The organism is Nocardia sp. CA-128927 (genome assembly GCF_050955855.1).
GTDB lineage: Bacteria > Actinomycetota > Actinomycetes > Mycobacteriales > Mycobacteriaceae > Nocardia.
Genome location: NZ_CP192087.1, coordinates 9,186,391 through 9,213,244 on the forward strand (window position 1 = coordinate 9,186,391; position 26,854 = coordinate 9,213,244).

27 protein-coding genes are annotated in these 26,854 nt (G+C 66.5%); 16 read left to right on the forward strand and 11 right to left on the reverse strand.

What is annotated here, in order from left to right:
- Positions 1–18: 18 nt before the first annotated feature.
- From ACQPW1_RS42760 to ACQPW1_RS42770, 3 genes are all read right to left on the reverse strand, one after another.
- Positions 19–1,668: an amidohydrolase gene (locus ACQPW1_RS42760; RefSeq protein ID WP_433659047.1), complete on the reverse strand. Its 1,650-nt coding sequence runs from the start codon at positions 1,666–1,668 to the stop codon at positions 19–21.
- A gap of 247 nt (positions 1,669–1,915) precedes the next feature.
- Complete coding sequence (locus tag ACQPW1_RS42765) at positions 1,916–2,383, reverse strand: cupin domain-containing protein (RefSeq protein WP_433659049.1); 468 nt, start codon at positions 2,381–2,383, stop codon at positions 1,916–1,918.
- Positions 2,384–2,501: 118 nt separating this feature from the next.
- On the reverse strand, positions 2,502–3,473 hold the full coding sequence (locus ACQPW1_RS42770) for an MBL fold metallo-hydrolase (RefSeq protein WP_433659051.1): 972 nt from the start codon (positions 3,471–3,473) through the stop codon (positions 2,502–2,504).
- Between the two features lie 89 nt (positions 3,474–3,562).
- Here ACQPW1_RS42770 and ACQPW1_RS42775 point away from each other — a divergent pair, with 89 nt between their 5' ends.
- A complete protein-coding gene (locus ACQPW1_RS42775) occupies positions 3,563–4,507 on the forward strand; it encodes a LysR substrate-binding domain-containing protein (protein ID WP_433665499.1) in 945 nt (314 codons plus the stop codon).
- A gap of 7 nt (positions 4,508–4,514) precedes the next feature.
- On the opposite strand, the gene ACQPW1_RS42780 is transcribed toward ACQPW1_RS42775, so the two are convergent.
- Positions 4,515–5,390 (reverse strand): serine hydrolase, encoded by an 876-nt coding sequence (locus ACQPW1_RS42780; protein ID WP_433659053.1) that lies wholly within the window; start codon positions 5,388–5,390, stop codon positions 4,515–4,517.
- Between the two features lie 110 nt (positions 5,391–5,500).
- Between ACQPW1_RS42780 and ACQPW1_RS42785 the strand changes: the two genes are divergently transcribed.
- Together ACQPW1_RS42785 and ACQPW1_RS42790 are read left to right on the forward strand one after the other, a co-directional pair.
- A complete protein-coding gene (locus ACQPW1_RS42785) occupies positions 5,501–6,058 on the forward strand; it encodes a GyrI-like domain-containing protein (RefSeq protein ID WP_433659055.1) in 558 nt (185 codons plus the stop codon).
- A gap of 206 nt (positions 6,059–6,264) precedes the next feature.
- A complete protein-coding gene (locus ACQPW1_RS42790) occupies positions 6,265–6,450 on the forward strand; it encodes a hypothetical protein (protein ID WP_433659057.1) in 186 nt (61 codons plus the stop codon).
- Positions 6,451–6,456: 6 nt separating this feature from the next.
- Here the strand turns inward: ACQPW1_RS42790 and ACQPW1_RS42795 are convergent, their stop codons facing one another.
- Entirely contained in the window at positions 6,457–7,035 is a 579-nt protein-coding gene (locus ACQPW1_RS42795) for a TIGR03086 family metal-binding protein (RefSeq protein WP_433659059.1), read from the reverse strand.
- Positions 7,036–7,489: 454 nt separating this feature from the next.
- On the opposite strand from ACQPW1_RS42795, the gene ACQPW1_RS42800 reads away from it, so the two are divergent.
- The gene (locus tag ACQPW1_RS42800; RefSeq protein WP_433659061.1) at positions 7,490–7,882 is read left to right on the forward strand and encodes a VOC family protein; all 393 of its coding nucleotides are present in this window, start codon (positions 7,490–7,492) and stop codon (positions 7,880–7,882) included.
- 18 nt (positions 7,883–7,900) lie between these two features.
- On the opposite strand, the gene ACQPW1_RS42805 is transcribed toward ACQPW1_RS42800, so the two are convergent.
- Both ACQPW1_RS42805 and mca read right to left on the reverse strand, forming a co-directional pair.
- Complete coding sequence (locus ACQPW1_RS42805) at positions 7,901–8,170, reverse strand: hypothetical protein (RefSeq protein ID WP_433659063.1); 270 nt, start codon at positions 8,168–8,170, stop codon at positions 7,901–7,903.
- Positions 8,170–9,036 carry a mycothiol conjugate amidase Mca gene (mca, locus tag ACQPW1_RS42810; protein ID WP_433665500.1) on the reverse strand — a complete coding sequence of 289 codons (867 nt, stop codon included), beginning with the start codon at positions 9,034–9,036 and terminating at the stop codon, positions 8,170–8,172. The genes ACQPW1_RS42805 and mca overlap by 1 nt, the downstream gene beginning before the upstream one ends.
- 119 nt (positions 9,037–9,155) lie before the next feature.
- Here mca and ACQPW1_RS42815 point away from each other — a divergent pair, with 119 nt between their 5' ends.
- Positions 9,156–9,605 (forward strand): DUF4307 domain-containing protein, encoded by a 450-nt coding sequence (locus ACQPW1_RS42815; RefSeq protein ID WP_433659064.1) that lies wholly within the window; start codon positions 9,156–9,158, stop codon positions 9,603–9,605.
- A gap of 300 nt (positions 9,606–9,905) precedes the next feature.
- Positions 9,906–10,400 carry a transcription elongation factor GreA gene (gene greA / locus ACQPW1_RS42820; RefSeq protein WP_040738717.1) on the forward strand — a complete coding sequence of 165 codons (495 nt, stop codon included), beginning with the start codon at positions 9,906–9,908 and terminating at the stop codon, positions 10,398–10,400.
- 120 nt (positions 10,401–10,520) lie between these two features.
- Here greA and ACQPW1_RS42825 read toward each other — a convergent pair whose 3' ends face one another.
- Entirely contained in the window at positions 10,521–11,666 is a 1,146-nt protein-coding gene (locus tag ACQPW1_RS42825; RefSeq protein WP_433659066.1) for a cystathionine gamma-synthase, read from the reverse strand.
- 268 nt (positions 11,667–11,934) lie between these two features.
- Here ACQPW1_RS42825 and ACQPW1_RS42830 point away from each other — a divergent pair, with 268 nt between their 5' ends.
- The 3 genes from ACQPW1_RS42830 (at position 11,935) to ACQPW1_RS42840 (ending at position 15,373) form a co-directional block, all read left to right on the forward strand.
- Positions 11,935–13,110 carry an acyl-CoA dehydrogenase family protein gene (locus tag ACQPW1_RS42830; RefSeq protein ID WP_433659068.1) on the forward strand — a complete coding sequence of 392 codons (1,176 nt, stop codon included), beginning with the start codon at positions 11,935–11,937 and terminating at the stop codon, positions 13,108–13,110.
- Between the two features lie 214 nt (positions 13,111–13,324).
- Positions 13,325–14,710, forward strand: coding sequence for an IS1380 family transposase (locus tag ACQPW1_RS42835; RefSeq protein ID WP_433655183.1), 1,386 nt, complete (start codon positions 13,325–13,327; stop codon positions 14,708–14,710).
- 294 nt (positions 14,711–15,004) lie between these two features.
- Positions 15,005–15,373, forward strand: coding sequence for a DUF6401 family natural product biosynthesis protein (locus tag ACQPW1_RS42840; RefSeq protein ID WP_433659070.1), 369 nt, complete (start codon positions 15,005–15,007; stop codon positions 15,371–15,373).
- 66 nt (positions 15,374–15,439) lie between these two features.
- On the opposite strand, the gene ACQPW1_RS42845 is transcribed toward ACQPW1_RS42840, so the two are convergent.
- On the reverse strand, positions 15,440–16,306 hold the full coding sequence (locus ACQPW1_RS42845) for a mechanosensitive ion channel family protein (protein WP_433659072.1): 867 nt from the start codon (positions 16,304–16,306) through the stop codon (positions 15,440–15,442).
- Between the two features lie 438 nt (positions 16,307–16,744).
- Here ACQPW1_RS42845 and ACQPW1_RS42850 point away from each other — a divergent pair, with 438 nt between their 5' ends.
- Positions 16,745–17,200 carry a DUF4254 domain-containing protein gene (locus tag ACQPW1_RS42850; protein WP_433659074.1) on the forward strand — a complete coding sequence of 152 codons (456 nt, stop codon included), beginning with the start codon at positions 16,745–16,747 and terminating at the stop codon, positions 17,198–17,200.
- Positions 17,201–17,228: 28 nt separating this feature from the next.
- Here ACQPW1_RS42850 and ACQPW1_RS42855 read toward each other — a convergent pair whose 3' ends face one another.
- Positions 17,229–18,362, reverse strand: a complete 1,134-nt coding sequence (locus ACQPW1_RS42855) for an AbrB family transcriptional regulator (RefSeq protein WP_433659076.1) — start codon at positions 18,360–18,362, stop codon at positions 17,229–17,231.
- A 367-nt stretch (positions 18,363–18,729) separates the two neighbouring features.
- Between ACQPW1_RS42855 and ACQPW1_RS42860 the strand changes: the two genes are divergently transcribed.
- Both ACQPW1_RS42860 and ACQPW1_RS42865 read left to right on the forward strand, forming a co-directional pair.
- Entirely contained in the window at positions 18,730–20,118 is a 1,389-nt protein-coding gene (locus ACQPW1_RS42860; protein WP_433659078.1) for a purine-cytosine permease family protein, read from the forward strand.
- Between the two features lie 19 nt (positions 20,119–20,137).
- The gene (locus tag ACQPW1_RS42865; protein ID WP_433659080.1) at positions 20,138–20,947 is read left to right on the forward strand and encodes a DUF72 domain-containing protein; all 810 of its coding nucleotides are present in this window, start codon (positions 20,138–20,140) and stop codon (positions 20,945–20,947) included.
- An 87-nt stretch (positions 20,948–21,034) separates the two neighbouring features.
- Here ACQPW1_RS42865 and ACQPW1_RS42870 read toward each other — a convergent pair whose 3' ends face one another.
- Positions 21,035–22,426 (reverse strand): cystathionine beta-synthase, encoded by a 1,392-nt coding sequence (locus ACQPW1_RS42870; RefSeq protein ID WP_433659082.1) that lies wholly within the window; start codon positions 22,424–22,426, stop codon positions 21,035–21,037.
- A gap of 109 nt (positions 22,427–22,535) precedes the next feature.
- Here ACQPW1_RS42870 and ACQPW1_RS42875 point away from each other — a divergent pair, with 109 nt between their 5' ends.
- The 4 genes from ACQPW1_RS42875 to ACQPW1_RS42890 all read left to right on the forward strand — a co-directional run bounded on the left by ACQPW1_RS42875 (position 22,536) and on the right by ACQPW1_RS42890 (position 26,848).
- Positions 22,536–23,015 carry a hypothetical protein gene (locus ACQPW1_RS42875; protein WP_433659084.1) on the forward strand — a complete coding sequence of 160 codons (480 nt, stop codon included), beginning with the start codon at positions 22,536–22,538 and terminating at the stop codon, positions 23,013–23,015.
- A 19-nt stretch (positions 23,016–23,034) separates the two neighbouring features.
- On the forward strand, positions 23,035–23,925 hold the full coding sequence (locus ACQPW1_RS42880; RefSeq protein ID WP_433659086.1) for an SGNH/GDSL hydrolase family protein: 891 nt from the start codon (positions 23,035–23,037) through the stop codon (positions 23,923–23,925).
- A 40-nt stretch (positions 23,926–23,965) separates the two neighbouring features.
- The gene (locus ACQPW1_RS42885; RefSeq protein ID WP_433659088.1) at positions 23,966–25,186 is read left to right on the forward strand and encodes an acetyl-CoA C-acetyltransferase; all 1,221 of its coding nucleotides are present in this window, start codon (positions 23,966–23,968) and stop codon (positions 25,184–25,186) included.
- Positions 25,187–25,393: 207 nt separating this feature from the next.
- Positions 25,394–26,848, forward strand: coding sequence for an NF041680 family putative transposase (locus ACQPW1_RS42890; RefSeq protein WP_433658095.1), 1,455 nt, complete (start codon positions 25,394–25,396; stop codon positions 26,846–26,848).
- The last annotated feature ends 6 nt before the right edge of the window (positions 26,849–26,854 follow it).

The window sequence follows — 26,854 nt, forward strand, 5'->3', positions numbered from 1 at the left end:
TCACCGCTCGCGCCGACGTCACCTTCTCGAGTAGACCTGGTTGCCGTTCATCCAGGTTTCCAGGACTGTGATGTCTTTGATCTGGTCCGGCGGGACGGCGCGGGGGTCTTGGTCGAGGATGACGAAGTCGGCGTACTTGCCGACTTCGAGGCTGCCGACTTCATGTTCGGAGGAGAGCTGCCACGCCGCTTCGGATGTCACGGCGCGGATTGCTGATTCCACTGATATGCGCTCGTCGGGTGCCAGCACATAGTCGGGTTCTTTCCAGGTGCGACGGGTGACGGCCATCTCGATCATGTGCAGTGGGTGGGGGTCGGTGACCATGAAGTCGGAGTGCAGCGTGAACCCGATTCCCGCGGCCTGCACGCTGCGGCAGCGGTCGAGCAGCAAGGCCTTCTGTGCGCCGAAGACGGTGTCGCGCATAGCAATACCCCAGTAGTGGACATGCCCGATCAGGAAGCTGGCGGATACGCCCAGGTCTTTCATGCGGGTGATCTGTTCGTCGTGCAGGATCGAGCAGTGCTCGATCCGCACTCGCACCGCGCCCGGCTCCACCCCGGCCTCGCGTATCGCGTCGCAGGCATCCAGGATGTTGTCGATACCGGCGTCGCCATTGCCGTGGATCGCGAGCGCCCAGCCCTTGCTCGCGCGGTCGACCGCCTCCGCGGCGAGCACCTTGGGCTCCATATACGCGATTCCGTAGTTGTCGGTATCGAGATACGGCTCGCGTTGCAGGCCGGTGAATCCCTGGTTGGAGCCGTCGGCGACGAGTTTGTAGCCCGCGATACGCACCAACGCGTCGCCGTCGCCCGGCCGCACCCCCGCCGCGTCCCAGGTGTCGGTCCCGAGGGTGTAGAAGGGATAGGCGCGGATTCGGGTCGCGAGCTTGCCGGTGCCGGCCGCCTGCGTCAGGACGGCGAGGTCATCCGGTGTCTGGCTCAGGGTGCCCAAGCCCAGTTCACTGACCGTTGTCAACCCGACCTGCCGCCAACCTTCGAGTAGGTCGATCAGCGCGTCGACCGGGTTCAATCCGGCGGCGGCGTCGCATTTCCCCAGGACCTGGTTGTATGCGACACCGTTTTTCATTGTCCCGGTGAGTTTTCCGTCGGCATCGCGAACGAACTCGGCGCCCTCCGGATCTTCCACATCCTCCCCGATGCCCGCGGCGGCGAACGCCGCGGAATTCGCGTAAGCAATGTGTCCGGAGGCGTTGAGGACGAACACCGGGTTCGTGGTCGATACCGCGTCGAGTTCGGCGAACGTCAGCGCTGCCAGGTCCGGCTGCACTGCCGGATCGAAATTGCGGGCCAGGATCCACTTGCCTTCGGGCGCTTCACTTGCCATGTCTGTCAGATGATCGAGTACTTCTCGCGCGGTGGCGAAGCGCGCCATGCCGACGTACTCCATCAGAGCCGCCACCATGCTGCCGGTCAATACGTGGGTATGCGCATCGATGAAGCCCGGCAACATCGTTCGGCCCGCCAGATCGATCTCCGTGGCGCCCACCCCCACGATGTCGCGTACCATCGCCTCCGCGCCGACCGCGACGATCCGATTGCCCTGAACCGCGATTGCCTCGGCCCTCGAGAAGGCCTGGTCAACAGTCAATATCGTGCCGCCCGTGAACAAGTACCGCTGTTCGCCTTCGGGAATCCCTGAAGTGTCCATCACTGTCCCCTGCTCTGGTATCTCGACGACACCGTCACCACGCGCACCGCGATCGACCCGCGATGCCGGGGTTGAAGCTCGCCGCTGTGATGAACGTCGTTCGCGGCGAACAACATTCGACGCAACCGAGGTCGCACAGTCATTGTGCGCGAAGAGCGGCACGGCCCGCAGGCGAACTCGAACTCTGTTGCCGCCCAGGCTGATTCGAACCCTGCTCTGCACCAGCCGAATTCCGGAGGCCGACCGGTCAGTTCCAGTCGGACCAGACCGGCGGCGGGCCGACGATGGTGACCCCGAAGCTTTCGAGGAGTTCGACATTCTTGTCGTGATCTCGGGCCTCGGCCGCGCCGACGCCCTTGAAGTAGCCTTCGATCGCGCCCGGCGTGCTACCGACCAGAACCTCACTCTCCTCGGTGATGGTCTGAAAGGTATGCGGAACGTTGCGCGGGCCGTAGACGAAAGCGCCGGGACCGGCCTCGGTGACGGCGCATTCCGCCAAGGAGTATCCACCGATCCAGAACCGGACCTGCCCGGACAGGATGACCCAGAATTCGTCTTCCCTGGTGTGGAAGTGCAGCGGCGGCGCCCCGGCTGGGAACACCTTGGCCCGCATAACGGTCAACGCACTCGCGGTGTCCTGTTCCGACAGCACCTGCTCGAAACCGCCGTCGTAGTAACGAACTTCCGGCTGAGTCCAGGGTGCCCGAACTCCCACGGGGCCTGCGTAAACCATTGTCATGTCCTCTCGTACGGGTAGGACAGCCAAACCGTCCCGCAACCAGAAAACCGCAACCCCCATCAGCAACGGATCATCATCCGATCACCGTCGACCCTCAGGGGGTGAAGGTTTGCAGGTGGTCGACGGTGACGAACTTGCTGGTGGGACTGGCCTGGGCCACCGCCTTGCGCAGCGATTCGAGACCGCCCCAATCCCGCGCGGGCTCGGCCAGCGGATAGTCGAAATCGTCCCAGTGCGTGGGAATTACGTAGCGCGGATTGCCGGTGACGCGCAGCAACCGGGCGACATAGTCGGAGATCTTGCCGCCGCCCGCGGGCAACAGCAACACGTCGGGGTGCAGACCGGCCAGCTCGGACTCGATGTAGTTCGAGCCGCCGAAGTTCAGCACGCTCATCCCGCCGCCGCTCACTTCGTAGGCCAGCGTGCCGCCCTCGACCAGATCGCGAATCACCTTGGGTTCCGGCAACTTTCCCGCGCCGAGGCCAGGCCGGGTACCGGCGAACGCCACCTCTGCCCTGGCACCGGAGGCCGAGTGCAACGAGCGCAGCGCGCGAATGGTGTAGCCGTCGAAGCGAAGCTGCTCACCGCCGGTGGCGATCGCGAGCTGATCCTCGGGTGCGCCGAGCGCTGCCATCAGATTGAGATGGGTCTCGGTGCCGAGCACCGTGGCACCGGTCTTCTTCGCCAGGTACGGCACATCGGTGAGGTGGTCGTAGTGACCGTGCGTGACCAGGATGTGGTCGGCGCGCAGTTCACCGCTGTCCACATAGTGATCGATCAGGGCCGTATCGACGGCGATCGGGGTGTTCGGGTCAGCTCCCGCATCGGTATAGGTACCGGTATGGAACCTGGTCAGCCAAGGATCGATCAGCACCGTCTTGCCGCCGGGCAGCCGGATTTCCCAGCCGTTGTTACCCCACCAACGCAGGGTCATCCCGCCAGGTGCCGGAGCCGGAGTATCGGCGGCCGGTTTCGCGGATTCCCTTCCGCCACATGCCACTACGCCCGTGAGCATCGCCGCACTCGCCGTCACACCGAAGAATCGCCGCCGTCCGAAACCTGTCATGCAGGCACCACAACACAGGATCGATACCGCTGTCCAAGACCAGCGAACCCGCTCGGCGATATCGAAAACGATATCGTCGCAGCGTGGACATGCTGCGTCAGCTGCGGTACTTCGTTGCCGTCGCCGAAGAACTTCACTTCGGCCGGGCCGCCGAGCGCCTCGGCATCGCCCAGCCGCCGTTGAGCCAACGCATCCGTAAGCTCGAAAACGACCTCGGCGCCCGGCTGTTCGACCGGGACAGCCGCCGAGTCGAACTCACCGAGGCCGGTCAGATCCTGCTCGCCGAGTCCCGCGATCTGCTCGCTCGCTGGGAACGAACGACCTCGCTGGTCGGCAAAGCCCACCGTGGCGAGATGGACGCGCTGCGGGTCGGTGTGCCGCCGGAACTGGCGGGCCGGGTGCTCGCCGCCATCCTCACCACGTTCGAAAGCCGCGAGGTGCGCGTGGATCTGCAGGAGCTGACCACCGCCGAGCAGGTCCGCCTCCTAGCCGACCGGCAGCTCGACGCGGGACTGCTACAGCATCCGGTCGACGTCGTCGGCCTCGAACTCGGTCCCGCCGTCGACACACCCGTCGGCGTGGTGCTGCCCCGCGATTCGCCACTGGCCGTGCGGTCTTCGCTCACCCTCGCCGATCTGGCCGGACTCGGGTTGGTGATCTTTCCGCGGGCGGCCGCGCCCGGACTCTATGACGCGACGCTACGCAGCTGCTGGGAACACGGCTTCAAACCAACGCGGGTGCAGCACGCCCGCAACCCCGAATTCGTGCTCGGCATGGTGCTTTCCGGCCGCGGCGTCGCCTTCGATCAGGGCATGGTGGCGCAGAAGGAACCGCGGGTGGTCTGGCGACCACTACCGGAGGGCACGTTGAGCTGGCGGCTCTCGCTCGCCTGGCCCGCGACCGCGCCGCACCCGCTGGTGCCTGAACTGGCCGAGCTGATCGTGCGAGTTGTACAGGGCGACGGCACATCTCGGCCCACAGCGGTTCAGGCCACCCCGCAACGACCGTGGAATGTGGTGTACGGCAGGCCGTGAGCCAGCGTCAGCGAGCGAGCCGAACAGGTAACGCACCATTGCTCGAGGCGGAGCCGGGCACCGGCGAGGCACAGCCGCGCACGATGCTGCCGATCGCGTGCGCGGCGACGGCGCCGATGGCGCGATCCACCTCGGGCAGCCGTTGGGCAAGACTGTCCACCCTGGTGAATACCGCTACGGCATAACGGCTTCCGTCCGGGTACTCGAGCACGCCGATCTCGTTGCGCACCCCGGGCAGCGTGCCGGTCTTGGCCCACACCTGCACCTCCGGCGGGAACGCACCGGCGAGCCGATGCCAATTCACTTGCTGGCGCATGAGATCGCGCACCCAGCGGCACGCCTCGGGCGGACCCGCCAGATCCTGACCGATGAGCGTGAGCAGGCTCGTCATCTCACGCGGTGTGCTCGCGGTGGTCCGGCCCGGATCCAGCGCACGGGTGCCGAGGATCTCCGCCGCGGTGAGTGCCGGAAACCGCTCGGCGAACTCGGCGGCGTCACGCGCGCCGATGTCGTCGGCCATGCTCTGCACGATGTGTCGCGGCGCTCCGACAATCCGGGTGGACTCGAGGCCGAGCTCGCGCACCAGCGAACGCACATTGTCGATGCCGACCCGGTCGAACAGCAGGTCAGCGGCAGTATTGTCGCTCAGCGTGAGCGCGAAGAACGCGGCGTCGCGCAGGCTCAGGTCGACATCGTCGTGACAACCCGCCGTGCCGACCCCGCCGAGGCGATCCACCCCACTCGCGCGCACCCGATCGGTCGGGTCCAACTGACCCGCCGCCACCTGCCGGGCGAACTCCAGCACCAGCGGCACCTTCACCACCGAGGCCAGCACCACCGGCTGGTCGGCACCGACCCGGCCTCCGCGCCGCAGTCGAAACACCGGGCATGCACCCACCCCTGCACCCCGACATCCCGGAAGAACTCATCCACGACTCCCCAACCTGCCATATCGCTTGACTCTCCAGGTGCTGGAGCGTTCAGGTTGGTGGGATGAAGCTGGACCTTGCCAAGACCGACCGGCACTACTACCACGCGCCGACCGAACCGACGCTGCGCACCTTCGACACCGACGACTATCTGACGGTCACCGGTTCCGGCGCTCCGGCGGGCCCGGAGTACACCGTGGCCGTCGAGACGCTGTATCGAACCGCGTACGGCGCCAAGAAGATCGCCAAGGCGGCCGGACAGGACTTCGTGGTACCGAAGCTGGAGGGGCTGTGGTGGGTGGAGTCCGACGAACCCCCGCTGACGGTGCCCCGCGAGGAATGGCACTGGAAGTTGCTGATCCGCATGCCGGAGGTCGTCACCGCGGACATGGTGCACGGGGCAACCTTCGAGCGGTTCACCGAGGGCGACGCCATCCAGGTGCTACACGTCGGCCCGTACGCGAACGAACCGGAAACTCTCGCCAAGATGGACGCGTTCATGACCGCCGAAGGGCTCACGATGAACGGCCGCCATCACGAGATCTACCTCACCGATCCACGCAAAGCCGCAGTGCCGAAGACCATCCTGCGCCACCCGGTCCGCCGCATCGCCGAAAAATAGGATGCGCCGGTCGAATTCGACCGGATACAGTTCGCAACGCGCCCGGTGCGCGGACAACGGTCGATTCGACCGAATCGACGGATTCGGTAGCTCGACCGGTGGAGGTACTTGCCCTGCATACGTTTTCCTTCGTATGCCCGAAATACCGTGGGCGCCTATGAAATCGGGTCGATAAACCTGCAGCTGAAGGAAAGGGCGTAATTGCCATGCGCAAATTCACCATCGCACGTCCGAAAGACGACGCAGCCCGAGATATCACTGCGACGACGTCTTCGGTGCATGCCGAGCAGCACGCATTACACCGCAACCATGGTGGCCGACTCGGCTACCAGCAGGCCGCGGCGCGCGAGCTGCTGCTCCTCGCGGCCTCGACCGTGGTGCGGATCCGTTAACCCGCGCTACGGCGTCCGCGCCAGCACTTCCCGGCCGACGTAACCGAGCAGCCGGCGATGCGCGGGCTCCCCTTCCTCGACGAACACCTCGGCGTCGAAGATGCCCGGCGCGCGGAACTGGTCGATGCCACCCCTGGCCTGCATGGTGGCGAGAAGTTCGCCACACAGCTCATCGTCGGCCAGCTCCGGCCTGCCGATGGCGACCGCGAGGTCGACGCCGTGCACAACCAGCTCGGTGAAATGCACAAGGGCCGCCGTCGGCGCGGGCAGTGCGCCCAGCGAGATGTGCACGGTGTTGTCCAGCGCGTCGGGCCGATGCCAGGCCGCTCGATCCACCTCCGCCGCCGCCGCGTACGCGCCCTGCGGATCGCCGCCGAGCCAATCGGATTCGTGATCGGCGCCGGAATCCGTGCCGCTCAGCGCGGCCGCGAAGAAGTGCATGTTGCCCACCATGTGGTTGAGCACGGTGCGCACATCCCACTCCCGGCAGGGCGTCGGCGCCGCCATCGAACTCTCGTCCAAGGCGGCGACGATCACGCTCGTCGCATCGAGTGCACGGTCGATCTGTCCGATCACATTCTCCATGAGCTTCCTTACGGTCGAGCGGTCTGGCTGAATTGGTAACACAGGCGGGCGACATACGGAGGCCGTTGCGAAAGCTGCTCACGGCGAATTAGGTTGCCAGCAGTGTGCTTCTCAGTGGCCGGTGGATTAAAGCGGCTGCGCGAGCCGAATACGTCTCGCTACAGTGTGCAATGCCCACGGTGCGCACGCAACGGCCGCCCCACAACGTTTGAAAACTGTTGTGCTGGCGGCGTTGTGACCATAGAGCACGCCATGCAGTGGTGTGAAGCTGACAACCACTTCCGATTAAGCTACGGCCACAGAGATTTCGGTATCCAGTTCAGCCGTTGTTTAAACCTGTTACCGCCGATTGAAATTCACACAGCCACCGCGCGCCGCAGGTTGCCGGTTCAACTGACCCACCAGCCGATTCCCGCCGCTGCCGCAGACAATGGTCGTCCACCATGATGTGGTCATGCGAATCGACCTCTGCACCCTCGTCGTCGAGGACTACGACCCGGCCATCGCCTTCTTCACCGAAGCGCTCGGATTCAACCTCATCGAGGACAGCCCCGCCCATACGAACGACGGACGCCCGAAGCGCTGGGTCGTCGTTCGCCCACCCGGTGCTCAGACAGGCCTGCTGCTGGCCCGAGCGGACGGCGCCGAGCAGACCGAAGCAGTCGGCAACCAAACGGCGGGCCGGGTCGGATTCTTTCTCCAGGTAGCCGATTTCGACGCAGCGTTCGACCGAATGGTGGCGCGCGGTGTCGAATTCGTCACTGTGCCAAGGCAAGAGCCCTATGGACGCGTAGCAGTATTCCTCGATATCGCGGGCAACCGCTGGGATCTGTTGGGCCCCGCCTGATCTGAGCGCGACCGAAAGTCAGGTCTTCTCGGCCCGGCCGTCCGACTCGGCCTCGTCGGGCCGGGTGGTGATGCCGCGCTCGGTCCCCTCGTCGGCCTCCTGGTCCGGTTCCGGATGTTCCGGCTCGAAGGTCGCGGGCAGCTTCTTGAGGTGCTTGTTCATCGAACGAACCAGCAGCACGGTGCCCGCGAGCAGGATCAGGATGATGACCAGGCCGAGCGGGGAGGCCTTGCCGAACTCCGGCCCGGTGGGGGTGCCGCCGGGGGCTTGGGCGAGCAGAACCAGCATCACCGCTGCTCGTCTTCGATGCCCGCGAACAGATCGGTCTCCGGCAGCGCCGTCTTGACCCTGGTCTTGGCCAGCTCGAACTCCTCGGTCGGCCAGAGCCGCTGCTGCAGCTCCAGCGGAATGGCGAAGAACGCGCCGTTCGGGTCGATCTGGGTGGCGTGCGCGCGCAGGGCGTCGTCTCGCTGCGGGAAGTACTTGGCGCAGTCGATCTGCGTGGTGACCCTGGAGAACACGTCGCCGCGCTCGGGGACGTACTTACGCATCCGGTCCAGCCACTCCTGCAGCGGGAACGGCTCGCCCATCCGCTCGTACTCCTCGGCGAAGACCTCCATCCGCCGGGCGGTGAAACCGTGGTCGTAGTACAGCTTCAGCGGCGTCCACGGCTCGCCCGCGTCGGGGAACCGCTCGGGGTCGCCCGCCGCCTCGTACGCGGCGACCGATACCTCGTGGCAGCGGATGTGGTCCGGGTGCGGGTAGCCACCCAGCTCGTCGTAGGTCGTCATCACGTGCGGCCGGAATTCGCGCACCACCCGGACGAGCGCCTCGGTGGACTCCTCCAGCGGCACCACGGCGAAGCTGCCCTCGGGCAGCGGCGGCAGCGGATCACCCTCCGGCAGACCGGAATCGACGAAACCGAGCCAGTGCTGGCGCACGCCGAGCGCACGCGCCGCGGCGGCCATCTCCTCGCGGCGGATCTCGTTGATCCGGTCGAGGACACCGGGGGTGTCCATCGCGGGGTTCAGGATGCTGCCACGTTCGCCACCGGTCAGCGTCACGACGAGGACATCGTGTCCTTCGTCGGCGTACCGGGCGGTCGTCGCGGCACCCTTACTCGATTCGTCGTCGGGGTGGGCATGCACCGCCATGAGGCGAAGGCCACTCACGTCTCGTTCACCGTCGCTCTCGCTCGCGGGTGTCGGGTCTTCGTTCCCTATAGTTCCATTCGACCGACTTTTGTTCCGACGTACCCCCCGGGAGCGACCTTGTGACCGATCGAAGCGACGCCTCGGCTCCGGCGACGAACACTAGGCCGACCGACCGGTACGGAACCAAGCCGCCCGTCGACCGCCGCTGGCTGCCGCTGGCCCTCGGCGTGGTCGTGGTGTTGCTCGGGTGCGGCGTCGCCTTCATCGGCTACCAGAAGTACGGCCCGAAGGACCTCGAGTCCGAGCAGCTCGGCTACATCGTCGTCGACGACGCCACCATGACGATCCGGATCAAGGTCACCCGCAAGGACCCTGGACAAGCTGCGGTATGTTTCGTCCGGGCGATGGCCCGCGACAGCGTCGAGGTCGGCCGCCGTGAGGTGCTGATCGAGCCGTCTACCAGCGGCACGATCGAGCAGACCACCACGGTGAAGACGTCCTCGCGACCGGCGTCGAGCAGTATCTACGGTTGCAGCACGGCGGTTCCCAGCTATCTCCGAGCAGGGTGAATTGCCCTTTTTGCCGTACCATTTGTCCTCGAAATTAACTCCGACCTGCACGTTTGTGATTCATGCTAAAATGGCCTGATACACGGTTCCGGGGTTCGGAGCCGTGTTTGCTGCATTGGCGGCCAGCGCTATCTGTTCCGGATTATGAGCTTTGCCCGGAACCAGGGTCTGTCGGGGTTCGATGAACTTCCCAGGATCGCTCTAGCCGTCGACTGGTGCGTGCCCGCCCCACGGGTGGGTACTGCGGCAGTTATCAGGGAATCCCGGCCTGCCGGGAACAACTACTAGGGAGTGATCGAGATGACTGAGACGCAAGTGACTTGGCTGACCCCGGAGTCGCACGACAGGCTCAAGGGCGAACTCGATGCGCTCATTGCCAATCGTCCCGTTATCGCTGCCGAGATCAACGAACGCCGTGAAGAGGGCGACCTCAAGGAGAACGGCGGATACCACGCCGCGCGCGAGGAGCAGGGCCAGCAGGAGGCGCGCATTCGCCAGCTGCAGGAGCTGCTGAACAACGCCAAGGTCGGTGTCGCGCCGACCAAGTCCGGCGTCGCACTCCCCGGCTCGGTCGTCAAGGTCTACTACGACGGCGACGAGTCCGACACCGAGACCTTCCTCATCGCGACCCGCGAAGAGGGCCTGAACGACTCCAAGCTGGAGACCTACTCGCCCGCGTCCCCGCTCGGCGGCGCGCTGATCGACGCCAAGGTCGGCGACACCCGCGAGTACACGCTGCCCAACGGCAAGACGATGAAGGTCACCCTGGTCAGCGCGGAGCCTTACCACAGCTGACGCTTCCGGCCGCGGTATCGCGCAGCTTCCGACAGCGCGCCCCGGCCGACTTGTTCCCCTGAGACACGAACGGCCGCACCTGGTTCCGAGGTGCGGCCGTTTCGTCATGTCTGCGGGTTCCTAGCTGCCCAGCGCCTGCTCGATATCGGCGAGCAGGTCGGCGGCGTCCTCGATGCCGACCGACAGCCGCACCAGATCGGCGGGCACCTCCAACTCGGAGCCCTCGGTGGACGCGTGCGTCATCGCGGCCGGGTGCTCGATCAGCGATTCCACCCCGCCGAGCGACTCCGCGAGGGTGAATACATTGGTGCGCGAGCAGAAGTCGCGGGCCGCGGCCGGGTCGCCGTGCAGCCGGACCGAGATCATGCCGCCGAAGCGACGCATCTGCTTCGCGGCGACCGCGTGACCCGGGTGCTCCGGCAGGCCCGGGTAGATCACCTGGGCGATGGCCGGATGCCGGGTCAGGAACTCGGCCAGGGTCTCCGCGTTGTCGCAGTGCCGGTCCATCCGCACGGCCAGGGTCTTGGTGCCGCGCAAGGTGAGGAAGGCGTCGAACGGGCCGGGCACCGCGCCCGCGCCGTTCTGCAGGAAGGCGAAGGCCGCGTCGAGTTCGGGGTCGTTGGTGATCAGCGCGCCACCGACCACGTCGGAGTGCCCGCCGAGGTACTTGGTGGTCGAGTGCGTGACGATGTCGGCGCCGAGCAGCAGCGGCTGCTGCAGGTACGGGGTGGCGAAGGTGTTGTCCACCACCAGTTTCGCGCCCACGCCGTGCGCGATATCGGCCAGCGCGGGGATGTCGCCGATGCTCAGCAGCGGATTGGTCGGGGTCTCGACCCACACCAGCTTGGTGTTCGGCCGGATCGCCGCGCGCATCTCGTCCACGTCGAACACGTGCGCCGGCGAGTGCTCGATGCCCCACTGGCTGAACACCTTGTCGATCAGCCGGAAGGTGCCGCCGTACGCGTCGTCCGGGATGACGATGTGGTCACCGGGACGCAGCACAGCTCGAATGGCACAGTCGGTGGCCGCCATGCCCGACGCGAACGCCCGGCCGTAGGTGCCGGATTCGAGCGCGGCGAGGTTCGCTTCCAGCGCGGACCTGGTCGGGTTGCCGGTCCTGGCGTACTCGAAACCGCCACGGAGACCGCCCACTCCGTCCTGGGCGAACGTCGAACTCGCATAGATGGGCACGTTCACCGCGCCGGTCTGCGGGTCGGGATCGAATCCGGCATGCACGGCGCGTGTTGAGAACCCCAGCTCACTCATGCCTGCGCCTCGCTGGCGCTCAGCTCCGGCATGACTGAGCTGCGCTCAGCTGTTTCGATGATTCGCTCGCTACGCTCGCTCATGGCCCCAGCCTAATCAGGGGCGATTTCCGGGCAACCCCCCGGTAGTACCAGATGGATACTCTGCGGACGATCCGACCCCCCGCTCCGACGTAGTTACGCAGCTAGGGTCACTAGACCGGAAAAATTATGATGAGTACCGCCCAAGACGCTGATCTCACCGGCGCCCTCCCAATTACGCTTAGCCCATGGTGACTGTGGAAGAACTGTTCGCGATCGACTCCCTGCTGTCCGACGATGAGCGCGAGATCCGCGATGCCGTCGCGACCTTCGCGAATCAACGCTTGCGACCGCACATCGCGGACTGGTTCGAGGAGGGCACCTTCCCGGCTCGCGAACTCGCGCCGCAGCTGGGTGAGGTCGGACTGCTCGGCATGCATCTCGAGGGTTACGGCTGCGCGGGCATGTCGGCGACGATGTACGGCCTGGCCTGCCAGGAACTGGAGGCCGTCGACTCCGGCGTGCGCAGCATGGTGTCGGTGCAGGGATCGCTGGCGATGACCGCGATCCACAAGTACGGCTCGGAGGAGCAGAAGCAGCAGTGGCTGCCGGAGATGGCGGCGGGCCGCGCGCTCGGCTGCTTCGGGCTCACCGAACCCGATTTCGGCTCCAACCCCGCAGGCATGCGGACCAGGGCCAAGCGCGACGGCACCGACTGGGTGCTCAACGGCTCGAAGATGTGGATCACCAACGGCTCGGTGGCCGATATCGCGGTGGTGTGGGCGCAGACCGAGGACGAGGGCAAGCAGGTGATCCGCGGCTTCCTGGTGCCCGCCGGGACACCAGGGTTCAGCGCGCGCGAGATGCATCGCAAGCTGTCGCTGCGCGCCTCGGTGACCGCCGAACTGGACCTCGACGATGTCCGGCTGCCCGCCGACGCCGTGCTGCCCGAGTCGCGTGGGCTGGCGTCGCCGCTGGCCTGCCTGAGCGAGGCGCGGTTCGGGATCATCTTCGGCGCGCTCGGCGCGGCCCGCGACTGTCTCGCCTCGACCATCGAATACACGCGCACCCGCGAGGTTTTCGACAAGCCGCTGGCCGGATACCAGCTCACCCAGGCGAAGCTGGCGGACATGGCACTCGAGTTCGGCAAGGGCCAGCTGCTCGCCCTGCACCTCGGCCGGCTGAAGGATCGTGGCGAGGTGTCCCCCGAGCAAGTGAGCGCGGGCAAGTTGAACTCCACCAGGGAGGCCATCAAGATCGCCCGCGAGTGCCGCACCATCCTCGGGGCCAACGGCATCACGCTGGACTACCCGGTGCTGCGCCATGCCAACAACCTGGAGTCGGTGCTCACCTACGAGGGCACGGCGGAAGTGCATCAGCTGGTGCTCGGCCGCGCGCTCACCGACGCCAACGCCTTCCGGTAACAGCCGACCAATAGGTGAACGGGCATCCGGCCGCCAGAAGTCGAGCCACCGCGAATCAATACCGATCGGTCGCATTCGAAAACGGCTTCTGGCTAACCTCGGCCAATCATGGTAATGGCGCCTAACCTGCGGCGGGAATGGCGAAAGGTGCTCCGACCTGCGATAATTCGACTTGCGAAGGCTGAATTGATCGAGGTTTTGGAGCACCTTTCTGGTGGGCAAGTCTATATCGCCGTATCCGCGGCTGACCATCGACGGTGACGGTGCGGGCGTGGTGTCACACGCAGGTGCGGCACTGCTGCTGCGTACTGCCGAGATAACTGGTTTGACCTGGGGTTTGTCGGAACAGTTGGGGCCGTGGCGCAAACCGATGGCTGTCCACGACCCGGGCAAGATCGTGCTGGATTTGGCGGTGACACTCGCGGTCGGTGGTGACTGCGCCGCGGATGTGGCGTTGTTACGGGCCGAGCCGGGCGTGTTCGGTCTGGTGGCCTCGGATCCGACGGTGTCGCGGACGATCACCGCGCTGGCTGCCCAGGCACCGAAAGCGTTGGCCGCCATCGCTTCTGCACGCGCGGACGCGCGGGCGCAGGCGTGGGCCGTGGCTGGGCCGAACGCCCCCGGTCACGGGATCAACATCGATGATCCGTTAATCATCGATCTCGACGCCACCCTGACCGACGCGCACTCGGAAAAACAGAACGCCACACCGACGTTCAAGCGGGGCTTCGGCTTCCACTCGCTGTGGTCGTTCATCGACCACGGTCGCACCGGCACCGGCGAGCCCGCCGCGCCCATGCTGCGGCCGGGCAACGCCGGTAGTAATACCGCTGCCGACCACAAGCAGGTTCTCCGCGATGCCCTCGCTCAGCTGCCGTGGCAGCCGGGATGGCGGGTCGGCCGGAAAGTGCTGGTGCGCACCGATTCCGGTGGCGGCACCCACGAGTTCCTCGACTACTGCCACCGCCGCCGGCTGCAGTACTCGGTCGGGTTCACTCTCACCGACGAGATCGTCACCGCCATGGGCACCCACCTGAATCCGCAGGATTGGACACCGGCCTACGACGCAGACGGCGAGGTCCGCGACGGCGCCTGGGTCGTGGAAGTCACCGGCATCACCGAGTTGACCGGATGGCCGCCCGGCATGCGGCTCATCGTCAGGAAAGAGAGACCACACCCCGGTGCTCAGCTGCGGTTCACCGACCGCGACGGGATGCGGTTGACCGCGTTCGTCACCAACACCACCCGCGGCCAGCTGCCCGACCTCGAGTTGCGTCACCGCCAGCGGGCCCGCTGCGAAGACCGGATCAGAAACGCGAAAGACACTGGCCTGCGCAATCTTCCGTTCCACAGCTTCGACGCCAACCGCATCTGGCTCGCCGTCGTCGCGCTCGCACTCGACCTGACCGCCTGGATGCAGACACTCGCCCTGCACGACCACCCCGCACGTCGCTGGGAACCGAAAACGCTACGGCTGCGGCTGTTTTCAGCCGCCGGACGCATCGCCCGCCATGCCCGCAAAACCACACTGCACCTGGCGCGGCACGCCCCCTACACCGAACTGCTCACCACCGCCGCAGCACGCCTGCAACCCGGCTGACCAGCCAGAAACCGTCCCTGCAACCAAGGAAACCAACCACCCGGGCCAGTGGAACCCGGCAGCCAGCCCGCTGCGCGGGCCAGCTGCCCTGCCCGCAACCGGAAAACTACGACCGAAACACCCAATCCGAACCCGATCAGGCCAGCACATCAACCCGGCGAAAGATCGAGGCTAACCGGTTCTCGCCCAAGCATTTTCAATGCGGCGAGTTTGCTGGAACTCACTTATCCGGCAAAACAGACTGGGTGAAGCGTCACAGTTCTATAAAGACTCGCCGGTTGCTAGCATAGGAACATGTTTCTGCTCGGCCCCGCGTTGCTCGAAGTGTCGGCGCGCAAGATATTGACCCGCCTGCACAAGACGCACGGGGTACCAGCGCTCGCCGCGGCGGCGGAACTGCCCGCGCTGTCGGCGGCGCTGGATCAGCACGCGGCGGCCGTGCGCGACATCCTCGAGCTCGGCGTCCAGGACGCGGCGCGGGTTCCGGTGAGCGTGCTGCTCGCGGGTTACGCGCGCGGACTCCTCGATCATGTGCGGGAAGCCGCGGCCGAGCACGGGATGACCAGTGCGGCGCCCGGCGATCTCGGCAGCTGGGCGAACGCCGACTGGGTCCAGCTGCGGCTCGCGAGCGTGTGCCTGCACCCGTCGCAGCAGCTCGCCTGATCCACCCCCTGACACAGCGCGTCCGCCGTAGGCAGAGCCCACGGCGGACGCGTTCGTCGTTCGTGCCTAGCGCCGCTCGCCCGGATCGCGGTAGCCCATGTACTCACCGGACTGCTCGTACGAGCCGCCACCCTGCATCGCACCCTGGTCCCACTGCTGCGAGTGCTGGCCACGCGAGGCCTGCTGATCCATCCACAGCTGCTCCCGCGACGCGTCCTCCCGGCCGCGCGAGTACGCCTCGGCATGCCCCTTGACCGCGGGCATCTCCTCTTCCAGCCCGCTCAGCCAGTTCTCCCAGCGCTGCTGCATCGGACGCACCATGCCGCCGCCGACGCCGACCACCAGGATGCCGCCGATCGTGGCCAGCACGGTGATCAGGATCGGCATGGTGACCGACATGGCCACTCCGATCTGGTTCAGCGCGGCCACGATGCCGACGCCCCAGATGAACACCGCGGCGATCCGGCCGATCATCGCGCCGTAGGACAGCCCGCCGAGCATGTTGCCGACCAGGTCACGCACCGCGGACGCGATCGCGCCGGCGATCACCACGATGATGATCGCGACCGCCGCCTTGGGCAGCCACGAGACGATGCCGTCGAGCAGCTCGCTCACCGGGTTCGGCCCGAAGACGCCGAAGCCGAGCTGCAGCGCGATCAACAGGATCGCGTAGTAGGCAAGCTTCGCCAGCAGATCCGAGGCGTCGTAGCGACTGCGCGACATCATCTGCTTGAGGCCGCCGCGCTCGACCAGGCGGTCGAAGCCGAGCCGGTCGAGCACCTTGTCCACGATCGTCGAGACGACCTTCGCGACGATCCAGCCGATGAGCAAGATGACGATGAATCCGGCCAGCTTGGGGACGAACGTGGCCACCGAACTCCACGCGTCCGAGAACCCCTTCTGGAAATCGATAGCCAAACTGGAGGTGTACATGCCCGTCCCTTCGCTATCCGATTACGCCATGGCGGTTTGCCGAGGCTGCTTCAAGGCCGGTTATACCCCGGCCGCATAACTCGAACCTTTCGTTTGCAGATAATTTGCCACATTGCGGCTTTCGGCGCGACTACTAACCGGTCCGGCACGCGAGGCCGTACTGTCGACTCCGGCCACCCTCCGGGACTGGTCGGTCTTCCTCACAACCGGTCCGACGCGATGAGGAGAAGATTGTTACGACCTGTCATCGCGGTGCCATCTCGATGTCACCGACACGCCGAGGTAAACAGCGCACTCTTATCTCGGATTCGGCATCAGGGCAATGCCTCCCGCCTGACGTCACCCGGAGGTGCACGATGAATACATTGTCAGCCGACCTCATCGATCGACGGTTGGTCCCTCGCCCTGACTCGAGTCAGCAGCCGCTGGGAGCCCGCGATGTTCGTGCGTGATCGCGCGCTGCCCGCCACCGGCACCGCCGGGTCGTTGCCGGATCAACGCGAACTGGTCGCCGCTTTCGGCAGCCACGAGGGCGATCCGAGCTGTGACCATCCCATGCTCGGCTGGGCCCGCCGGTTGGCCGTCCTGCATCGGCAGCGCCGTGGCAATCCGCTGGCGACGGCCGGAATCGATTGCCGCCGTGCCGAATTGGTCGCGGCCATCGATACCTGGGTGGCCACGCAACTCCCCCGCCGCAGCTGCACCGAGCACCTGCGCGCCGGATCGCTCGGTACCACCGTCGATCGCATGGCCGCGGCACACGCGCATGCCAGCCATCTACTGCACACTGCCGAAAAGGTTTCCGATGTTCGGGTGCATGCGGCGTGGTATCGGCTGGCGTCGCTGGCGGACGAATGGACCGATCTGATTGTCGGCGCGGTACGAAAGGCGTAGGGGCGCAGGCAAGTCCGCGCAGGCCGGGTCAGACCGCTAACTCGGGTTCTCGCATCCCCAACTGCCGCGCCGAGAACCACCGCATCCCCTTTGCCAACAGCGGCAGCATCAACACCATCAGCAGCAGTCGCATGCTCTGCACGCAGGTGATCAGCGGCAGGTTGGCGTCCATCGACTCGGCGGTGGCCAGCACGGCGTTGATCCCGCCGGGCGTGGTGGCCAGGTAGATGTCGGACAGTTCGAGGTCGACGAAGGTGGCGACCGCGAAGGCCAGGCCCGCGACGATGGCGGACAGGGCGACGATGGTGACCGTCATGCCGGGGATCATCCTGGCCATCTCGCGGACGACGGTCCTGGTGAAGCGGGTGCCGACCTCGAAGCCGATGAGCACGAACAGCAGGTCCTTGAACAGGTTCGTCGGCGCGTATCCGTGGCTGACGCCGAGGGCGGTGAGCAGCGCGGTCATCAGCATCGGCCCGATCAGCGCCGGGCTCGGCAGCTTGAGCCACTTTCCCAGCTTGGTGCCGACGACGCACAACATCACCGCGATGGACAACCCGGCGACCTGGTCGCCACGTCCGACGATCATCCAGAACGGCAGATCAGGATTGGTGACCGAGGCGCCGAGCGTCGCGTGTTCGGTGCTCATCCCGTCGCCGCTGTTGTTCAGCAGCGCGCCGAGGGCGGGCGCACTCACCGCGACCAGTGCGACCCGCAGATACTGCATGAACGCCACCTGGCGCGGATCGGCGTCCATATCGTCGGCCACCGCCACCACCGCCGCGGAGCCACCGGCCAGCAGGCCGAGCGTCGCGGTCGGCAATTCCACGTGGGCGAAGCGGGCGAACACCACCGCGACGAGCAGGCTGATCAGCAGCGTCGCCACCGTGACGGCCAGCACGGGCACCAGCGCCAGGCCGATGCTGGACAGCAGCGAGATCTCCAGATAACTGCCCATCAGCACGCCGAGCATGGACTGCACGCCGCAGGATAGTTGTCGAGGCATCGGCGCGGGCAACTTCCCGGCCAACGCCAGGGCACCGCCGACGACGATCGCTAGGATCATCTGCGGCGCCGGAAAATGCACCCGATCGAGTAACTCGGCCCCGGCAAGCACCGAGGCCAGCAGAGCTACCCAACCGATCACTTGCCTCCGAGTCATACCTAGTAATCCTTGCCCCAGCTAATGAACAAACAGTAACGACTCCGTTATCAGGGTTAACGGACGGTGTGATCCCGGCCGCAGGGAGCCAATTACCTGTTCAGAGCGGATATTTCCTAAGTCGCGCAGGTCTTCGCACTCTACTCGATATCCACGGTAGCAACTCGAGCGAACTTGCAGCTCACAGCTGTTTCCCAGCATCGGCGTGCGAATCGCACGGACCTCGCGGATGCCGCGTGTACTATTCGCCCGAACCACCCCCACCGCGGGAGCTCGGGCAAGGCCGGGCTGAGAGGGCGGACCCCAGCGCTTCGCCGACCGCATGAACCTGTCCGGGTAATGCCGGCGTAGGAAGAGCGTTTCGGGAATGTCTTCATCGACCCTGCACAACTCCGAACGGCACGAGGCCCCCTTCACCCTCGACGAGCCCGCCCCGAAGGTGCTGTCCTTCTGGGACCAGAGCGCATTCTGGGCAAACCTGGGTGTCAGCCTCATCGCCTTCTCCGGCGCGTACACCGTGCTGGCACCTAATTCCGACGGCGCACCGCAGATCTCCATCTCCGCGGGCATCCTCGCGATGATCGTCGGCACGGTCGTCGGCGGTCTGATGCTCGGCCTGGCGGCCATCCCGGGAGCGAAGACCGGAAAGCCCGCGATGGTGCTGCTGCGCGGCTTGTTCGGCGCGAAACTGAGTTATCTGCCAACCGTTTTGAACATCGCCCAGCTGATCGGCTGGGGCACCTTCGAGTTGATCGTGATCGGCGACGCGGCCGACGAGCTGTTCGGCGGCGGTCCGCACTGGCTCTACGTGGTGGCCGCGGGTGTGCTCACCACCATCCTGACGATCTGGCCGCTCGGCTCGGTGCGGATGCTGCGCCGGTTCGTCACGGTCGGCGTGGTGATCGCGCTGATCTGGTTCTACATCCAGTTCTTCCGCACCGGCCTGCCCGACCTGTCGGCCAACCCCGGCCCGCATGGCAGCGGCCCGTTCGGCGCGGACTGGAACCTCTTCTGGATCGCCACCGACGCGGCGCTCGCGGTGTCGATCTCCTGGGTGCCGGTCGCCGCCGACTACACCCGCCACTCGCGCAGCACCGGCACCGCGTTCGGCGCGGCCAGCGGGGCCTATGCGATCACCCAGATCGTGGCCTACACCCTCGGCCTCTTCGCGCTGGCCCGCGCCACCGGCGACGGCCAGTACTCGCCGTTCCTTCAGGTCAGCCTCGGCGGGCTGTTCTTCTTCGTCTTCGTGCTGCGCGAGGCCGATCAGTCATTCGCCAATGTGTACTCCACCGCCGTCTCGATCCAGAACCTCGCGCCGCGCATCGACCGGCGGATCCTGTCGATCGGCCTCGGCGTGCTGATCACACTGCTCGCGCTGCAGTTGAACATGGCCAACTACTTCGGCTTCCTCGGGCTGATCGGTTCGGTGTTCGTGCCGCTGCTCGGCGTGCTCGTCGCCGATTTCTTCCTGCGCGCGAAGGGTGAGTGGAACACCGCCGACGATGCCCCGCCGCGCTGGGGGATGATCGTCGCCTGGCTGGCCGGGTTCGCGGTGTACCAGCTCATCAACCCGGGCGATGCCGGTGTGTGGACCGACTTCTGGGTGAATGTGCAGGAGCAGCTGCACTTCACCAAGCAGGCGTGGATGAGCGCGTCGCTGCTGTCCTTCCTCGCCGCACTGGTGGTCGCGTGGGCGTTCGGGCGAATCGCGACACTGCGGCAAGGGCGAGTGGCGGTCGGCAAATCCGCCTAGCGACTGCCACGATGGAGTCATGGGTGAGATCCGGATCGGCACGTCGGGCTGGGTGTATCCGCCATGGCGTGGCGTCTTCTATCCCAAGGGCGTGACACAGAAACGCGAACTCGCGTACCTGTCGGAACAGCTGAACAGCGTCGAGATCAACGGCTCGTTCTATGCGCTACAGCGCCCGTCGAGCTACCAGAACTGGGCGAGTCAGACACCGGACGATTTCGTGTTCGCGGTGAAGGGCAGTCGATTCATCACGCACATGAAGCGGCTGCGCGACGGCGACGAACTGCTGGCGAACTTCCTCGCCTCCGGACTGCTCGCCCTCGGCCCCAAACTGGGCCCCACCCTCTGGCAGCTGCCGCCGAACTTCCAGTTCGACGCCGAGGTACTGGGCGCCTTCTTCACCCACCTCCCCCGCACCACCGCGCACGCCGCCGACATCGCGAAACAGCACGACCACCGGGTGGATCCGGCGCACACGAGCACCGACGCCGACCGCCCGCTGCGGTACGCACTGGAGATCCGCCACCCCAGCTTCGTCACACCGGAGTTCACCGACCTGCTGAACAAACACGAGATCGCGCTCGTAATCGCCGATGCCGCAGGCAAATTCCCGATGCTCGAGGAGGTCACCGCGGACTTCGTCTACATCCGGCTGCACGGTCACGACGAGCTCTACGTCAGCGGCTACACCGACGAGGGCCTCGACATGTGGGCCGAGAAGATCCGCACCTGGTCCGCCGATCATGACGTCTTCTGCTACTTCGACAACGACGCGAAGGTCATGGCGCCCCGCGACGCCCTCGCCCTCCGCGCCCGCCTCGACTCCTGATCCGGCATACGAAATCGGCGCACCGCCATCCGGACCGAGTCCGAGCTGGCAGTGCGCCGAAAAGCCAAGAGGTGTAGGTGATTCCCGTCAGTGGCCCAGCGTGCCGATGCTGAGGAAGCCCAGCAGGTCGTGCCGGGTGATCACGCCGACCGGCTTGCCCTCCTCGACAACCATCAGCGCGTCGGTGTCCGACAGCGCCTTGGTCGCGGCGGAGATCGGCTCGCCCGAACCGATCAGCGGGAACGACGGACTCATGTGCTTGCCGACCGAATCCGTCAGGTGCGCACGGCCTTCGAACACCGCCGAGAGCAGATCGCGCTCCGAGACGCTGCCCGCGACCTCGCCCGCCATCACCGGCGGCTCCGCGCCGACCACCGGCATCTGCGAAACGCCGTACTCGCGCAGGATCTCGATGGCGTCGCGCAGGGTCTCCGACGGATGGGTGTGCACCAGGTCGGGCAGTTCGCCGGACTTGCCGCGCAACACGTCGCCGACCAGCGGTTCGACGGTGCTGCCGTCGAGGCGCTGGCGCAGGAAGCCGTAGGAGCTCATCCACTGGTCGTTGAAGATCTTCGACAGGTAGCCGCGGCCACCGTCCGGCAGCAGCACCACGACGACCGCGTCCGGTTCCCGCTTGGCGATCTCGATGGCCGCGACCACCGCCATGCCGCACGAGCCGCCGACCAGCAGGCCTTCCTCGCGGGCCAGGCGCCGGGTCATGTCGAAGGAGTCCGCGTCGGAGACCGCGATGATCTCGTCCGGGATCGCCGGGTCGTAGGCGGACGGCCAGAAGTCTTCGCCGACACCCTCGACCAGGTACGGGCGGCCGGTGCCGCCGGAGTACACCGAGCCCTCCGGGTCGGCGCCGATGATCTTGACCTTGCCGCCGGACACCTCCTTGAGGTAACGGCCGACGCCGGTGATGGTGCCGCCGGTGCCGACACCCGCGATGAAGTGGGTGACCTTGCCTTCGGTGTCGCGCCAGATCTCCGGACCGGTCGTCTCGTAGTGCGAGTCCGGGCCGCCCGGGTTGGAGTACTGGTCCGGCTTCCACGCGCCGTCGATCTCGCCGACCAGACGGTTGGAGACGCTGTAATAGCTGGCCGGATCCTCCGGCGCCACCGCGGTCGGGCACACGACAACTTCGGCGCCGTACGCGCGCAGCACGTTGCGCTTGTCCTCGCTGACCTTGTCCGGGCAGACGAAAACGCAGTGGTAGCCGCGCTGCTGGGCAACCAGCGCGAGCCCGACACCGGTGTTGCCCGAGGTGGGTTCGACGATGGTGCCGCCGGGCTTCAGCTGCCCGGACTTCTCGGCGGCGTCGATCATCTTCACCGCGATCCGGTCCTTGGAGCTGCCGCCCGGATTCAGATATTCGATCTTGGCCGCTACCAGTCCGGTATTCGGGCCTACAACAGAGTTCAACCGGACCAGCGGCGTATTGCCGATGAGGTCCACGACATGGTCGGCGATGCGCATGCGCCCCATAGTTCCAGATGGACCCGGTGTGAGTTGGCGCACGCCACGCGGAAGGCCGTCCGGCCTGACAAACCGGGAATCCAGCAAACACCCATTTAGGATCCGAACCATGAAGCAGCCGAACATCGCCCGTGCCGGCGTTGTTCTGGCCGGAGCGGCGCTGGCCGCGATGGTCGGACCGGGCGCGCAGGCGAACGCAGTGACCATCGAGTTCCCGCAGGTGCCGACCATGGCGTACGGCGGCCTGTGCGGCACGACCATCCGTACCTGGGCCGACGTCAGCCCAGCGTGGCCGGGCCGGGCCATCCTCAATATGCGCGCGTTGCCGGTCGTCGGCATCGGTGAGGGCGACTATCCGCTGGCCCCGCTGTGCGAGGTGCACACCATGGTGGACTGGCGCAACACCACCACCGGCGCAATGGGCCGGTACGAGGACACCATCGTCACCGGCCTCTACGGCAGCATCCAGTACGCACTGTTTCAGGACACCGGCCCCGGCCATGTCGAGGTCACCGTGACCACCGACGCGGCGAGCATTCCGGCGCACGGCTGGTTCGAGGTTCCCGCTCCTGCTGCCCCGCCTGCATAAAGTCGGTACATTTTCTCTTGTGAGCGCACCACGCATCGGCTGGCGTACGGCCGCGGTGACCGGTGCCGCAACAGTCTTGGCCGGGTCCGGAACCGGCGCCGCATGGTGGGCGACCTCTCGACTGTTGATGGCGCAGGCCGGCGCGGCGCGTGGCGTGATCGGCCGCGATACCTCGAAACCCCCTGAAGCCGACGGCATCTACACCGCGGGCTGCCTGCTGCCGGAGCGCTGGCGCAACGGCAAGCAGGCCGATCTGCACCTGATGGTCTTCGGTGATTCCACCGCCGCGGGCGTCGGCTGCCTGGTCGCCGACGAAGTGCCCGGCGTCCGGCTGGCCCGCGGACTCGCCCTCGCTACCGGGCAGCGAATCCGATTGAGCACCAAGGCGATCTCCGGCGCCACCTCCAAGGGACTGTCCGGTCAGGTGGACGCCATGTTCGTGGCCGGTCCGCCGCCGGACGCCGCGGTCATCCTGATCGGCGCCAACGACATCACCAAGAAGCACTCCGTGCGCGCCTCGGCGCACCGGCTGGCCGCCGCGGTCGCGCGGCTGCGCCGGGCCGACAGCGTGGTCGTGGTCGGCACCTGCCCGAATCTCGGCACGGTGACCGCCATTCCGCAGCCGCTGCGCACGGTGGTGCACAACTGGAGCGTCCGGCTGGCCCGAGCCCAAACGGTGGCGACCACCGTCGCGGGTGGCCGCCCGGTTCCGATGGGCTACCTGCTCGCGCCGGAATTCCGGGCGCAACCCGAACTCCTTTTCAGCGCAGACGGTTTCCACCCCTCGGCCGCCGGCTACGAACTGGCAGCCGCGCAACTACTTCCGGCCCTGCTCGAGGCCCTGGACGAGAAGACCCCGGCGGCCACCCGCCAGGGGCGCGACGTAGATTCGATAGGAACCCGCGAGTAACAACAGCGGTTCGCACGTTCCTTCCGACAAAGGAGTCCTCATGCCTGAGGCTGTCATCGTCTCGACCGCCCGCTCCCCCATCGGCCGGGCGGCCAAGGGATCGCTGGTCGACATGCGGCCCGACGATCTGACCACCCAGATCGTCCGCGCGGCGCTCGACAAGGTGCCCGCCCTTGACCCCACCCAGATCGATGACCTGATCCTCGGCTGCGGTTCCCCCGGTGGCGAGTCCGGCTTCAACATCGCCCGTATCGTCGCGGTCCAGCTCGGCTACGACTTCGTGCCGGGCACCACCGTGCACCGGTACTGCGCGTCGTCGCTGCAGTCCACCCGGATGGCCTTCCACGCGATCAAGGCGGGCGAGGGTCACGCGTTCATCTCCGCGGGCGTCGAGACCGTGTCCCGGTACAAGAACGGTTCCGCCGACAGCTGGCCGAATACGCAGAACGAGCTCTTCGCCGAGGCGCAGGCGCGCACCGCGAAGACCGCCGAGGGCGGCGCGGGCGTCTGGCACGACCCGCGCGAAGACGGCGTGCTCCCGGACGCGTACATCGCGATGGGCCAGACCGCGGAGAACGTCGCGGGCTTCACCGGCATTACCCGCGAGGAGCAGGACCGCTGGGGCGTCCGCTCGCAGAACCGGGCCGAGGAAGCGATCAAGAACGGCTTCTTCGAGCGCGAGATCATCCCGGTCACGCTGCCCGACGGCACCGTGGTGTCCAAGGACGACGGCCCGCGCGCGGGCGTCACCTACGAGGCGGTCAGCAAGCTGAAGCCGGTGTTCCGTCCGGACGGCACGGTCACCGCGGGCAACTGCTGTCCGCTCAACGACGGCGCCGCCGCGCTCGTCATCATGAGCGACACCAAGGCCAAGGAACTCGGCCTGACCCCGCTGGCCCGCATCGTGTCCACCGGTGTTTCCGGTCTGTCCCCCGAGATCATGGGCCTCGGCCCGATCGAGGCGTGCAAGCGCGCCCTCGCGCTGGCGGGCAAGTCGATCGACGACATCGACCTGGTCGAGATCAACGAGGCGTTCGCGGTGCAGGTGCTCGGCTCGGCCCGCGAGCTGAAGATCGACGAGGACAAGCTGAACGTCTCCGGCGGCGCCATCGCGCTCGGCCACCCGTTCGGCATGACCGGCGCCCGCATCACCACCACGCTGATCAACAACCTGCAGACCTACGACAAGCAGTTCGGTCTGGAGACCATGTGCGTCGGCGGCGGCCAGGGCATGGCGATGGTCATCGAGCGCTTGAGCTGACGCCCGACTCGGTGCGCTGAACAAAGTAGAGCGGCTTCCTATCCGTCGGGATAGGAAGCCGCTCTATTGATTTCGCGAGTACTTCTTAGCTTGTGATTTAACCAGTGCGAGCCGGTGGTGTGACCCCGGTTGATCATGCAAGCAGCCCTTGGCTGATGATTCCTGTTGCGACACAAGGAACTTCAGACAAGGGCTGCATTGATCAGTATGACCGATGGCGGGCGCGGCAGCGCGCTCGGGGAACTTGTAGCGTTCCGGCAGGGCTTTTATGACTGCCTGACCGCGCGGGCGGATGCGTTGTTCGAGCTGTGCGAGGCGGTGCTGTGCACCGACGGGCCGGTCCGGTCGCTGGTCGGGTTGTCCCTCGCGCCCGAACACCGCCGCGGACACGGTGCCCTCTACGACGCGGTGAACCACGGCAAGGTCGAAATCGAACGTCTCCGAACGGCTTTGGCCGGTGTGCGGTTGCCGAGGGCGGCCGGTGGGCGCCTGGTGATGGCCGTCGACGTCTCACCATGGTTGCGTCCGGATGGCGCGACGTGCCCGGATCGGTCTTTCTGCCACACCTACGGACGTGGCCGCAACGAGCATCAGATGATCCCCGGCTGGCCGTACTCGATCATCGCTGCCCTCGAAACCGGCCGCACCTCATGGACCGCGCCGCTGGATGCGCAGCGATTGGCACCCGGCGCCGACCTCGCCGCGGTGACCACCGCCCAGATCCGCGACCTCGCGCAGCGGCTTATCGCCGCCGGTCAGTGGCGCGAGGAGGACCCGCGCATGCTGTTCGTGCTCGACGCCGGCTACGACGCCCCGCGCATCGCCTACCTGCTGCGTGATCTGCCGGTGCAGATCCTGGCCCGCATGCGCTCAGACCGGGTGCTGCGCCGCGCGGCCGGAGAACACCGACACAACCCGGCCGGCGGACGCCCGCCCAAACACGGGGCTGAGTTCGTGTTCAAAGATCCCAGCACCTGGGGCGGTGAGGACGTCGTGACCAGCACCGACACCCGCCTCTACGGAACCGCGGCCGTCCAGGCGTGGGATCGTGTTCATCCGATGCTGACCCGCCGCTCGGCCTGGAGTACTCACGAGGGCGAACTGCCGATCATCGAAGGCACCGTGATCCGGCTACGGGTCGAGCATCTGCCCAGCGGCGGGGTGAACAAACCGGTGTGGCTGTGGTGGTCCGGGGTCGAGGCCACCGCCGACGATGTGGACCGATGCTGGCGAATGTTCTTGCGCCGCTTCGATATCGAGCACACATTCCGCATGTGGAAACAAACCCTCGGATGGACCCGCCCGCAGTTGCGCGACCCGCAAGCAGCCGACCGATGGACCTGGTTGACCTTGGTGGCCTACACCCAGCTACGGCTGACCCGGCCACTCGCCGAAGACCTACGACGCCCGTGGGAGAAACCCGCTGAGCCACAAAGACTTACACCAGCAAGAGTGCGGCGCGGGTTTCGCTACATCCGCACGAAGACCGGATCTCCCACGGCTGCACCGAAACTCACCCAGCCGGGTCCAGGACGCCCCACGGGCTCGAAAAACCGCCAGCGCGCCACCCGTCACGACGTCGGACTCATCCTGGCTACCGGCCAGGCGCACACCCGCCCCACCCACCACAAGAAGGGCACCAAGCCGAGGCGGGCAGGTTAAATCACA

Bases quoted from the DNA above. Each gene is read 5' to 3' on its own strand.
- ACQPW1_RS42855 (WP_433659076.1), bottom strand. From the start codon at position 18,362: ATGACTCGGAGGCAAGTGATCGGTTGGGTAGCTCTGCTGGCCTCGGTG.
- ACQPW1_RS42885 (WP_433659088.1), top strand. From the start codon at position 23,966: ATGCCTGAGGCTGTCATCGTCTCGACCGCCCGCTCCCCCATCGGCCGG.
- ACQPW1_RS42805 (WP_433659063.1), bottom strand. From the start codon at position 8,170: ATGCTGGTTCTGCTCGCCCAAGCCCCCGGCGGCACCCCCACCGGGCCG.
- ACQPW1_RS42830 (WP_433659068.1), top strand. From the start codon at position 11,935: ATGGTGACTGTGGAAGAACTGTTCGCGATCGACTCCCTGCTGTCCGAC.
- ACQPW1_RS42865 (WP_433659080.1), top strand. From the start codon at position 20,138: ATGGGTGAGATCCGGATCGGCACGTCGGGCTGGGTGTATCCGCCATGG.
- ACQPW1_RS42870 (WP_433659082.1), bottom strand. From the start codon at position 22,426: ATGCGCATCGCCGACCATGTCGTGGACCTCATCGGCAATACGCCGCTG.
- ACQPW1_RS42840 (WP_433659070.1), top strand. From the start codon at position 15,005: ATGTTTCTGCTCGGCCCCGCGTTGCTCGAAGTGTCGGCGCGCAAGATA.
- ACQPW1_RS42775 (WP_433665499.1), top strand. From the start codon at position 3,563: ATGCTGCGTCAGCTGCGGTACTTCGTTGCCGTCGCCGAAGAACTTCAC.
- ACQPW1_RS42875 (WP_433659084.1), top strand. From the start codon at position 22,536: ATGAAGCAGCCGAACATCGCCCGTGCCGGCGTTGTTCTGGCCGGAGCG.
- ACQPW1_RS42860 (WP_433659078.1), top strand. From the start codon at position 18,730: ATGTCTTCATCGACCCTGCACAACTCCGAACGGCACGAGGCCCCCTTC.
- greA (WP_040738717.1), top strand. From the start codon at position 9,906: ATGACTGAGACGCAAGTGACTTGGCTGACCCCGGAGTCGCACGACAGG.
- ACQPW1_RS42850 (WP_433659074.1), top strand. From the start codon at position 16,745: ATGTTCGTGCGTGATCGCGCGCTGCCCGCCACCGGCACCGCCGGGTCG.
- ACQPW1_RS42890 (WP_433658095.1), top strand. From the start codon at position 25,394: ATGACCGATGGCGGGCGCGGCAGCGCGCTCGGGGAACTTGTAGCGTTC.
- ACQPW1_RS42790 (WP_433659057.1), top strand. From the start codon at position 6,265: ATGCGCAAATTCACCATCGCACGTCCGAAAGACGACGCAGCCCGAGAT.
- ACQPW1_RS42825 (WP_433659066.1), bottom strand. From the start codon at position 11,666: ATGAGTGAGCTGGGGTTCTCAACACGCGCCGTGCATGCCGGATTCGAT.
- ACQPW1_RS42845 (WP_433659072.1), bottom strand. From the start codon at position 16,306: ATGTACACCTCCAGTTTGGCTATCGATTTCCAGAAGGGGTTCTCGGAC.
- ACQPW1_RS42760 (WP_433659047.1), bottom strand. From the start codon at position 1,668: ATGGACACTTCAGGGATTCCCGAAGGCGAACAGCGGTACTTGTTCACG.
- mca (WP_433665500.1), bottom strand. From the start codon at position 9,036: ATGGCGGTGCATGCCCACCCCGACGACGAATCGAGTAAGGGTGCCGCG.
- ACQPW1_RS42800 (WP_433659061.1), top strand. From the start codon at position 7,490: ATGCGAATCGACCTCTGCACCCTCGTCGTCGAGGACTACGACCCGGCC.
- ACQPW1_RS42795 (WP_433659059.1), bottom strand. From the start codon at position 7,035: ATGGAGAATGTGATCGGACAGATCGACCGTGCACTCGATGCGACGAGC.
- ACQPW1_RS42785 (WP_433659055.1), top strand. From the start codon at position 5,501: ATGAAGCTGGACCTTGCCAAGACCGACCGGCACTACTACCACGCGCCG.
- ACQPW1_RS42770 (WP_433659051.1), bottom strand. From the start codon at position 3,473: ATGACAGGTTTCGGACGGCGGCGATTCTTCGGTGTGACGGCGAGTGCG.